The 10,230-nt window shown below is 46.1% G+C and carries 10 protein-coding genes; 4 read left to right on the plus strand and 6 right to left on the minus strand.

Annotated features, from left to right (window positions below):
• Both VIM72_RS32370 and VIM72_RS04385 read right to left on the minus strand, forming a co-directional pair.
• A partial coding sequence (locus VIM72_RS32370; RefSeq protein ID WP_414648940.1) for a FecR/PupR family sigma factor regulator occupies positions 1-161 on the minus strand: 161 nt, incomplete at its 3' end.
• The gene (locus VIM72_RS04385) at positions 161-709 is read right to left on the minus strand and encodes an RNA polymerase sigma-70 factor (protein ID WP_332001648.1); all 549 of its coding nucleotides are present in this window, start codon (positions 707-709) and stop codon (positions 161-163) included. The genes VIM72_RS04385 and VIM72_RS32370, both read right to left, overlap by 1 nt.
• Positions 710-859: 150 nt before the next feature.
• On the opposite strand from VIM72_RS04385, the gene VIM72_RS04390 reads away from it, so the two are divergent.
• From VIM72_RS04390 to VIM72_RS04405, 4 genes are all read left to right on the plus strand, one after another.
• Positions 860-2,080: a cytochrome-c peroxidase gene (locus tag VIM72_RS04390; RefSeq protein ID WP_332001649.1), complete on the plus strand. Its 1,221-nt coding sequence runs from the start codon at positions 860-862 to the stop codon at positions 2,078-2,080.
• Positions 2,081-2,184: 104 nt separating this feature from the next.
• Positions 2,185-2,724 carry a GNAT family N-acetyltransferase gene (locus tag VIM72_RS04395; protein ID WP_332001650.1) on the plus strand — a complete coding sequence of 180 codons (540 nt, stop codon included), beginning with the start codon at positions 2,185-2,187 and terminating at the stop codon, positions 2,722-2,724.
• Between the two features lie 121 nt (positions 2,725-2,845).
• Complete coding sequence (locus VIM72_RS04400) at positions 2,846-3,391, plus strand: DUF6934 family protein (RefSeq protein WP_332001651.1); 546 nt, start codon at positions 2,846-2,848, stop codon at positions 3,389-3,391.
• A 28-nt stretch (positions 3,392-3,419) separates the two neighbouring features.
• Positions 3,420-3,617, plus strand: coding sequence for a hypothetical protein (locus VIM72_RS04405; RefSeq protein ID WP_332001652.1), 198 nt, complete (start codon positions 3,420-3,422; stop codon positions 3,615-3,617).
• On the opposite strand, the gene VIM72_RS04410 is transcribed toward VIM72_RS04405, so the two are convergent.
• The 4 genes from VIM72_RS04410 to VIM72_RS04425 all read right to left on the minus strand — a co-directional run bounded on the left by VIM72_RS04410 (position 3,618) and on the right by VIM72_RS04425 (position 9,459).
• A complete protein-coding gene (locus VIM72_RS04410) occupies positions 3,618-5,630 on the minus strand; it encodes a hypothetical protein (RefSeq protein WP_332001653.1) in 2,013 nt (670 codons plus the stop codon).
• A gap of 153 nt (positions 5,631-5,783) precedes the next feature.
• On the minus strand, positions 5,784-6,656 hold the full coding sequence (locus VIM72_RS04415; protein ID WP_332001654.1) for a DMT family transporter: 873 nt from the start codon (positions 6,654-6,656) through the stop codon (positions 5,784-5,786).
• 307 nt (positions 6,657-6,963) lie between these two features.
• Positions 6,964-7,899 (minus strand): NADP-dependent oxidoreductase, encoded by a 936-nt coding sequence (locus tag VIM72_RS04420; protein WP_332001655.1) that lies wholly within the window; start codon positions 7,897-7,899, stop codon positions 6,964-6,966.
• A 330-nt stretch (positions 7,900-8,229) separates the two neighbouring features.
• Positions 8,230-9,459, minus strand: coding sequence for a PepSY-associated TM helix domain-containing protein (locus tag VIM72_RS04425; protein WP_332001656.1), 1,230 nt, complete (start codon positions 9,457-9,459; stop codon positions 8,230-8,232).
• Positions 9,460-10,230: the final 771 nt, after the last annotated feature.

A 10,230-nucleotide genomic window follows, 5' to 3' on the forward strand; every position in this document is an offset into this window, starting at 1 on the left:
GCACCGGCGGCATTATCCCACACCGCGGCGGCTTCGTCGTATAACCTGCGGTGATCCGGGTGCTGCCTTACCCAATCGTCTACCGCTACGGCTTCTTCCGGGGAAGCTTCCCCCGAAAAGTATTTGCCTAATAACCCGTATGACAGCTCCCCGTTGCTCATTATGGTTGTAATAAAAGTAAAATAAATACGACGGTCATTCTATCGGGCAGGTTTTCCCGGAGGATCTTCAAAGCCTTTCCCACCTGGGCTTCCACGGTCTTTACCGACAATCCCATCTCCCCGGCAATTTCTGCATACTTTTTTCCTTCAAACCTGCTTTTGGTGAAAATCAGTTTACATTGTGGCGGCAGGCTTTCAATACCTCCCATAATCCGCCGGTAAGCTTCCTTGCTCACAAGCGGGTCCCGGAATTCACCTGCAGTATGATTATTGGTTGTTATATACTGCTCCTTTATTTTCTCATGTCTCTTTACATTCAGGCAATAATGATAAATGGCGGTATATAAATAGGATTTCACCGACTGCTGTTCATCTATTGCCGCCCTTTTCTCCCACAACTTCAGGAAAACCGCCTGCACTGCATCTTTCGCATCATCATTATCTTTCAGTATGGTGAAGGCATAACGGTGCAAACCTTCAAAATATGTATGAAAGTAGGCTGCTATCTGCCTGTACAGGTCATTTTCCTTACCTATATTTTCGTCCAATACTAAACCGGTTACCGTGATTGTTGTGATAGTTCAGGAGTAATACACTTCATCATTCAAATACCCTTACTTCTTCCAAAAATAATTTTTTTACCGGTTCCCCATAAGGGTAAAAAGACATTGATGTGTATTAGCTCAAATATCTGTACCATGACGAAAACCATCAGCAAAAAAAATCTTGTATGCCTGGTAGCCGGCGTAGCCGTTCTTCTTCTTAATACTGTTTCCTGCAAAAAAGAAAACAACAGCAATGAGCCCACGCCCGGTCCCGGTGAACATCCCATTCCCAATAATCCCTCTGCTCCTAACCTGCCCGGAACGCTTTACGACTATGTTGGCACCCGTAATAACATGCCTCCTTATATGCAGGCATTTATGAACGCCAATCCCGGCCTGGACAATACTCCTGCCGGTAATCCTATTACCAATGCAGGGGCCACGCTGGGCAGGGTATTGTTCTACGACAAATCATTGTCGGTGAACAATACAAAATCCTGCGGCTCCTGCCATCACCAGGATAAGGCCTTCACCGATGGTATAGCGCTATCCGAAGGGTTTGAAGGAAAACTTACCCGCAGGAACAGCATGCCGGTAGTAAATCTCCGCTTCTTCCGGCTGGCCACCATGTTCTGGGACATGCGGGCCAAAGACCTTGAAACCCAAACCCTGATGCCTATACAGGATCATATAGAAATGGGAATGCCCTCCCTGGCAGCCCTGGAAACAAAGCTGACCGGCATCAGCTACTATCCTCCCCTGTTTAAAGCCGCCTTTGGCAGCGAGGCAGTTACCTCCGATAAAATAGCCAGGGCATTGTCCCAGTTCCTGCGGAGTATTGTTTCGTTCAACTCCAAATACGACCAGGGAGTAGCTACCCAGTTCAGCAATTTTACTCCTGCTGAAAAAAACGGGTTGCGGTTACTGCAGGTGGATTTCTGTACCGAATGCCACAGCGACCTGTCCACTTCCCAGCCCGGACAAATTTCCTCCTTCCTGATTGTGGATAACACCGGGCTGAACACGGGAATTGGCTCCAACAATGGGCTGGAAAGCAATTATACCGATAAGGGCATCGGTGAAATTACCCATAAACCTGAAGACCAGGGGACCTTTAAAATCCCCAGCCTGCGAAATGTGGCACTTACCGCTCCGTATATGCACGACGGCCGCTTTGCCACCCTCGAAGACGCTATAGAACATTATTCTACCGGTATCAAACAAAATCCCAATATCGGGATCCAGTTCTCCGGGATCCAAAACGAAGGCTTGCTGTTTTCAGCAAAAGAAAAGAGCGATATCATTGCGTTCCTTAAAACGCTTACGGACCAGTCGCTGGTAACAGATCCGAAATACGCGGACCCGTTTAAGTGAAACTGGACTACCAATTTTGTTGAAGGTGGACTACCAGCGGCACCTGGTTAATGAATACATTTGCGTTGGCGGTTGCCAGGTATATCTCAACAAAAAAACACCGTATGAAATTCAGTATCCAGCCCATATTGGAAAATGAACAGGTAATTCTTTATCCATTGCAGGAAGAAGATTTTGAAGCGTTGTATGCAGTTGCATCCGATCCTAAAATATGGGAACAGCATCCCAATCGTGACCGTTGGAAAAAGGATGTTTTCCGTACTTTTTTTGATGGGGCCATACAAAGCAAAGGCGCGTTTAAAATTGTGGATAAACAAACCGGGAAAATTGCGGGCAGCACCCGTATGTATGATTATAATGAAGCGGAAAACAGTATACTTATCGGCTATACGTTTTATGGCATACAATACTGGGGCAAGGGTATTAACAAAGGAGTAAAAGCAATGATGCTGGATTATCTTTTCCGGTTTGTTCCGCGTGTATATTTTCATATCGGCGCTGGGAATATCCGTTCGCAGATAGCTATCGGCCGTATAGGTGCGGAGAAGGTAGGAGAGCAGGAAGTGGCTTATTTTGGAGAGGAGACGAAACTGAATTTCGTGTATGCGGTTGATAAGGAGAAATGGATTTTGAATCAGAAGTGATGGCAAGCCTGGTGTTAGAATATCAGGCTTGTTGTAACAGCGTTAAATTCTCTTTTTCCCATCTAAAATATGTTACTATTTGTACTTACATGGTGTATAGTGTAAAACTATACATTGACGAATGATTAGAATTAATTTTGATAGCACATTTGAACCAATAGAAATTACGTCTGAACTGACGGATATAAAGTTCTATTCTGAGCTAAAAAATGGAGGATTGATTTTATTTAAAGTAGAAATCAGACCTTTAGCAGATCCTTTACTACCAAACGTTTTCAATCTTGCCTTTGGTCCTTTGAATGAAGAGGGAAAAATTAATGATGAAATTAAAATTAATCATTCCAATACCGGTAAGATGTTTTCAACTGTATTGCTATTTGCTTTGAGTTTTTTGCAAAAAAACAGCTCTTACACAATTGGAATAGATGGGTCGAATGATGCGCGGGCTTATTTATATCACAGAATGTTCTTAACTAATAAAATTTACCTGCATGATTTCTTTGTAACCATTGGGGTAGATTGGTATGTAAGATTATTAAGAGACAATACAGTCGAAAAAGATAATATGGGATTTGCTTTTTTTAAACCAAAACCAGAATCATTTGACTATAAAAGAACTACAAATGATCTTTATAGATATTATATGTTTCATTTAATAACTGAGTAATCACAAAAAAAATTCATAATTTTACTATATGACCAAAAACATCCAGAAAAAAATAGACAAAATCATTCAGCTCGCTGCTTCATCAAAAGTTGCCCAACCTTCCAGTGACACCTCTGCGGCGCGATTAAGCAATGATAGCTTATCCAGGTCTATCAGGAATAAAAAGGAAGCGGATCAGTTCCTGGCAGCACTCAATGATGTCATAAGAACCGCCTCCCGCCAATAGTCACTTCACCGGCTTCAGCTCCAGCACTTTCACCTGGAACGGCGCCAGTTCAAACATTACCTCCGCTTCGCTATCCATCTCTTTCTCCTTCACCTCTCCTGCTACATTATAAACAGAAAATTTCACCTGGTAACCGGCCGGTAATTCCAGTACATCCTTTAACCTGAAGGTAATTTTTTTTATTTCCGGAGATGGATTCCTCCATGTCAGTATGCCTTCCTGGTGGTTCCAGGCGGCAAAGCCGTAAATTTCCTGTTTACCGGGATCACCGCCCACCCAATGCACATCCGGTAATATATGGCGGTGCTGATCTGACCAGCGCATGGCTTTTGCCAGTACATTCCAGCTGTTGCTGCTCATCAGGTGCGGGTTGATATACAGTTCCTGCATACCTGTGCCGTTGCCAAAAAATTCCCAGATATCCTCTGCAATACCTGCATCGTCGTTAGTAAAACCGGCGCCTACTCCATTCTCATTGTTCACTACTATGCCATGATACATCAAGGCATTGAGGGGATATAGTTTTGCGCGCTGCACCACGTTCTTATACACTTCTGCATCACGGTAGGTGATCCACTGCTGTCGTTTTGTACCTGTGCCCTGCAGTCCCATATCGCCGCCGGCGCGCCAGATGGCATCTCCATAATTAAGCCAGTAGGGAGAAGGCCAGGTGCCTACGGTTAAATTGAAAAAGAGACCGGGTTTCATTTTGCGCAGATCAGTGATCACGCGTAAAAATGCTTCCACATCACGTGCATACTTCTCTCCCGCCCCACTGGCGCCATTGCCGGCTCCTATACCATCAAACTTAAAACTAACCACGCCCTGGTCTTTCACAAAACCGGTGGTGAGTTGTTTGAAATAATCAAAATAGCTTTTATCAGCCAGGCTAAGACCATTGTCATTGGGTGTAAAGGGAAGATGCAATGTTTTGATACTGGCAAGGCGACTGATCTTTTCCTGGTCGTAGCCTCCCCAGGGAGAAACCCATACGCCCATTGCGGAATGATACTTTGTAGCCAGGGCTTCCATCTTCTTAAACCCGTTGGGCAGATGTTTGCTGAAGTGCCAGAGTTTATTGTAATCATCCCAGCCACTGTCCCACAGGAAAGCGCTGATCCTTGCTTTGCGTTTTAGTACGAGGCTGTCGCCGAAAACGCGGATACGGTCCATCGCATTGGCTTCGGTGATCTCTTTACCATCGTAACCCACATCGTACCAGGAGTTATAATGCGGGAAAGGGCGATAGGGAACGGCACGCACTTTTTCCAGGTAGTAAAGAAATCCCCGGCGTAACTGCGTTTCCGGTGTAACGCCCCAGGCGGTGCCAACATCAAAGCCTTTGCCGGAGCGTAATGTGGCAGATGCTGCCACGCTGCTGCCGGCGCCCTGCGTTGTTACCTGTCCCTGTGCCATCGGATGTTCCAATGCAAAAAAACTATTGCCTGCCAGTACGGGAGAGCCATCTACTGTACCGGAAAGCGCCGGCTGATAAGCCGATGGAACATTTACCAGCAACAGATCCGTTATTGCCGCATTGGGGTCGGTAATATGGAAATGCTGTTGAACGAAGTTGCAGTCGTTACGCAGTGTGAACTGCCACGTAATACGGATATGCTTCGCTGCATTCACCAATGTGAAAGCCAGCTGCTTACCCGGGAAAGCATCTACCAGTCTCACTCCGCCCGGTGAAGGCATAATATTACCTGTGTGTTTTGCGCTTACCTGGAAATCGGAGGCGGTTAATACGGATCCATCTTTTAATTTAAGCTCAAACAAATTGCCTTGCGGGAAACTGAATGATTTACCTGTCTGCTTATCCGTAAATACAGCCTGCTGTACATGGTCTTTTGATGTGGTGATTTTTAATTTCAATACACTGTTTTCCAGCGTACCGGTGGCCGGCTGAATTATTGCTGCGGCAGGGGCTTTCCCGGCATAATACACCTGTGCAGAAAGCGACAAACCGGATAGCATCAGCACGGCTACCAGGTAAACGGGGCTTCTTTTCATTGTATTCAACTGTTAAACGGAGGATAATGTTAGCTGATTTCAGCGGACTTTTCCTGCACAAACGATTGCGTGAAATGATCACTTCAAACACCCGGCATATGGAGAAACCAGCTATAAAGAAAAAAGGCCGGGCAAAATACCCGGCCCCTGGCACTATTTGCGGAAATAATGTGCATTCAGCAGCAACATCGACAACAACATCAGCGCTACGCCCGCCCATTGCAAACCGTTCACCGGTTCCTGTAAAATAAAATGCGAGCATACCACCGCTACAGGTAATTCGGCAGTCATGATCACCGCGCTGATACCTGCACCTACTTTGGGAATTCCTTTTGCAAACAGCAACGGCGGAATTATGGTGCCAAAAAGCGAAAGGAACAGCGCCCATTTCAGCAGCCCGGTGTTAAAATGCGTGCTGGCTACCAGTTGCGGCGCATTCACAAGAAAAATACACATTGTGGATCCCATGATGATCACCGCGCTTTTTTTCCCTGTATCCAGCGATTTGCCCACCCGGCTGTTCGCGATAATATACATCGCATATAAGAAAGCCGACGCGCCGGCATATAACAAACCTTTTACCGGCAGCCCTGTAAAACCATTGCCTGCCAGGCCGCTGCCCATCCAGGTGCCTGTCAGGATCATCAGGGTGGTAACAAGCTGCAGTAAAGACGGTATCTTCTTAAAAAATAACGCCTCCATCAGTAAACCTATCCAGGTGAACTGCATCAGGATCACGATAGCCACCGACGCCGGTATATAAGCCACCGATACATAATAAACAAAGCTGGTAAGACCAATACATCCGCCCGTAATCAGCAGCCAGGCCCAGTCTGCGGGCCTCACAGGGTGGCGTTGCCGCCGGTTGATAAGATACAGCAGCCATAAAACCACCATGCCTGTGAAGGCCTGCGTAACAGATATTTCCGCGGCAGTATAGCCCTCGCGGTAGGCTAATTTTACAAAAGTAGAGAGGATACCGAAGCTGCATGCGCCGGCAAAAACCATTAATATATACCTGGTCATTATTTTCGTTTGTGTAAAAAAATAAAGGGAGAATATGGGGTACACGAAAATAACCAGGTCAGTAAACAGACTCAGTGTATGTATATGACAAACCGATTCCTGTAACAGGAATAGCTAAAAGCCGTAGTAACGCTGGTTATTTTGTGTGCAAAACAACAACAGCAGGAGGAGGTGTGCTTAAATAAATCTGGTGCATTTGTTTCTGATTATCGACAACAAGGTAGAAATAATTCTTTACATCTCCCATAAAAAAATTAAGCAGCGCTGGTGCCACCGCGCTGCTATTATAAAGGATTGCTACTAACGGTTATACCCGTACGATAATTTTACCTACCGTTCTGCCGGTTTCTATATGGAGATGCGCCTGCCGTATTTCCTCCAGGGAGAAAACTTTGGACACAATGGACCTGAGACGGCCCTGTTCCAGCAAAGCAGCAAGACTGCCCATTTCAGCGCCATTGGAAGCCACCAGGATAAAGAAACCGTTTATACCTTTCGCTTCCGCCTTAGCGGTAACAGCCTCGCGGAAACCAGAGGGAATGCTGATAATGGTAGCGCCGGGTTTCATTACTTCGAGCGACTGTTCAATCACCTCACCACCAATAGTGTCCAGCACAAAATCCACATCTGACACATACTGCGCCAGCGGCTGGGTATGATAATCGATATGTTCATCGGCGCCCAGCCCAAGAATAACTTCCCGGTTGGCGGCAGAAGATGTGCCTATTACGTATGCGCCAAGATTTTTAGCCAGTTGCACCGCATAGTGCCCTACCCCGCCGGCCGCGGCATGGATCAGCACTTTGTGGCCCGGTTTGATGCTGGCATGATCTATCAGCGCCTGCCAGGCAGTAAGCGCCGCCAGGGTAGCCGCCGCCGCTTCCTCATGGGAAATGTTGGCCGGCTTCAACGCCAGGTGCGCCGCCGGCGCAGCCACATATTCCGCATAAGCGCGGCCATGCCCCGGAAAATTGACCATCCCGAACACTTCATCGTTTTCTTTGAACAACGGTGAGTTGGATGCTACCACCACCCCTGAAATATCCCATCCGAGGATCAGCGGGCTTTCTTCCTTCAGTATATTGTACCGGCCTTTACCGGCACGGGTTTTTACATCCACCGGGTTAATGCTGATCGCTTTAACCTTTACCAGTACCTCTGCTTCCGCAGGTACCGGTACCGGCAGCTCCGTTAACACCAGGTTATCTACACTTCCCGCACCATTTAAAACAACTGCTTTCATATTCCGTAATTTATACACACAAATTTATAGGGCGCTTTCTTTATTTACTTGTACATTATTTCTATAATTCTGTACAAGTAATGGATTTTGTCTGACTTAGGATTTTGTCTGACTCAGGATTTTGTCTGACTCAGGATTAAACTGATTATAAGGATTATCCTGATTTTATTTTATAAATGATTTTAAAGGATTGAGGGAGATACAAGCGAAAAAAAATATCCGCTTATATCTCCCCCAATCCTTTAAATCAAAAATGACCAAATCCAGGGAATCAGTTTAATCAGTTTAATCCTGAGTCAGACAAAATCCGCGGATCGCCGAAGGCGATATTTACACTGCAGCGGTTTGCGCTTTCTTCTTCACGGGCGGCGCCGTTTTCTTCCTCCTGCCTTTGCCCCACCAGATGATGAACCCGGTAATGGGCAAGGTAGCGCCGATCAGGCTGGCAAAGAATGCCATGAACTTACCCGGCAAACCAAGCACGCTGCCTACATGGATATCGTAGTTCATACGCCGCAGCTTTGCACCGAAATCGCCTTCCGCAAAAGCCTGGTCGTACAGTTTATTACCGGTAAGCGGTTGCAGGGTGTGCTGATCGAATGTATACCGTTGAAGGTTATAGTACTGTCCTTTTGTAGGATAAACGATCACCAGGATAGACGAGGTGCTTTTAGCCGTATCCGGGAAAGCCATGTAAAAGCCTGCCGATTCAGGATGTTTTCCTATAGCCGTTTTCCAGGCGATATCCATTTTCTGGCCCAGGTTATCGTACTGTTTTTTGCCGGCCTGGAGAGAATCGGATTTCAGCTCCCTGAACTCCGGCAATGCTTTACCCCCGGAAGTAGCCCAGTACAGGCTTTTACTCCACCACTCCAGCCCGTATACCATACCGGTAACGGCTATAGCAAAAAGTACCAGCAATGCATAAAAGCCCAGCACATTGTGCAGGTCGTAATTAACCCTTTTGAAACTGGCGCCCCATTTTATTCTAAAGCTCTGGTTACGGGTGCTTTTTGTCCATTTCTTTGGCCACCACAGTACCAGTCCGCTAATGAGCGTAATCACAAAAATCAGGGTACTATAGTTAACCACAGGCCGGCCGATCTTAAAAGGCAGCCACAGGAAGCGATGCCCGTTGAGCACCCATCTGAAAAAACCGACTTCCCCTTCTTTACGGTTCACTTTACTGATCACCGCGCCGGTGTAAGGATCCAGCTTCAGGGTAGATCCTCCCCTCCTGCCGCCGATATTGGCTTCTACCGCCCTTCCTTCTTTGTACAGTACATACCCAACGGTTTTGCCTGGGTATTCTTTAGTAGCTATCTCCATGATCTTTGAAGGAGCGATCAGCGGCTGCGCCTTTACCGCAATATTTGATGCTGGTTCGGTCCAACCGGTAATCTCTTCATTAAACACATAGATGCACCCGGTAACACAAACAATCACCACAACAATACCGGAAGCAATGCCCAGCCACAGGTGCAGCCAGGCAGAGATACGATAGAACAGCGACCGGGAACCAGGTTTCTTCCCGGGCATTTTCTTTGAATTTACATTCATATTTCTTTGTATAAAAGTGATATCAATATTCTGTTTTGGTAATAGCCTTTATTTTTCCGTCCTTCACTGTTAGTCCCGGGGTACATTCCGGATACTGAAAAAACATCTGTATGGGAAATAGCATTGACGCTGGTATGGTGCAGCTTTTCAGCGGCGCCGGGTATAGGGGAACCGGATGCCTCTTTTAAATAACCGCTATTCGTTGGCAGGGCGAGAGTAAAAACGGTAAGGGATAACAGGATGCCGGTTAGCAAAAGTTCTCTGATATACATTTTAAAACAGCTTTATTGAATGATGTACGGGCAAAGGCATCCCGTAGGGCCTTCCTGCGGAATAGGCCTGTGTCTCCATTTTTCTCCGTTTGTATGCCTGTGAAAAAAGCGAATCCCGTAACATGGTTACCGCGCATATAACATACAGCGTACTACTATAGGTATCTGATCTGTTGCAAAAGTAGGGCTATATCATCCAAAGGGTTTTCGATATCGGGAAATTTTCAGCGGGTTAAATTTTCCGCATTGCGGGGATTTTGTCTGACTCAGGATTAGGCTGATTATACTGATTTGATTGATTGGATCACTTTTGATTTTTTTGATTTTTGCTTTGTTTTGTTTTTTGTTGTTTTTAGGGAGATGTTTTTGTTTTGATGCTATTTATGGGAAGTCAGCCGCAGCGCAGCTTTCAGCTGATCCGCCACGGAGGAGGTGTAACCGGGCATAGCGATTATTTCCCTGTTTTTATTGAGAAGGATATAGGTAGGATAACCGCTGA

The organism is Chitinophaga sp. (assembly GCF_036569185.1).
Lineage (GTDB): Bacteria > Bacteroidota > Bacteroidia > Chitinophagales > Chitinophagaceae > Chitinophaga.

What these genes read in the sequence shown, in the direction of transcription:
- VIM72_RS04390 (WP_332001649.1), top strand. Translation starts at nt 860, where the DNA reads ATGACGAAAACCATCAGCAAAAAAAATCTTGTATGCCTGGTAGCCGGC.
- VIM72_RS04395 (WP_332001650.1), top strand. Translation starts at nt 2,185, where the DNA reads ATGAAATTCAGTATCCAGCCCATATTGGAAAATGAACAGGTAATTCTT.
- VIM72_RS04400 (WP_332001651.1), top strand. Translation starts at nt 2,846, where the DNA reads ATGATTAGAATTAATTTTGATAGCACATTTGAACCAATAGAAATTACG.
- VIM72_RS04405 (WP_332001652.1), top strand. Translation starts at nt 3,420, where the DNA reads ATGACCAAAAACATCCAGAAAAAAATAGACAAAATCATTCAGCTCGCT.
- VIM72_RS04410 (WP_332001653.1), bottom strand. Translation starts at nt 5,630, where the DNA reads ATGAAAAGAAGCCCCGTTTACCTGGTAGCCGTGCTGATGCTATCCGGT.
- VIM72_RS04415 (WP_332001654.1), bottom strand. Translation starts at nt 6,656, where the DNA reads ATGACCAGGTATATATTAATGGTTTTTGCCGGCGCATGCAGCTTCGGT.
- VIM72_RS04420 (WP_332001655.1), bottom strand. Translation starts at nt 7,899, where the DNA reads ATGAAAGCAGTTGTTTTAAATGGTGCGGGAAGTGTAGATAACCTGGTG.
- VIM72_RS04425 (WP_332001656.1), bottom strand. Translation starts at nt 9,459, where the DNA reads ATGAATGTAAATTCAAAGAAAATGCCCGGGAAGAAACCTGGTTCCCGG.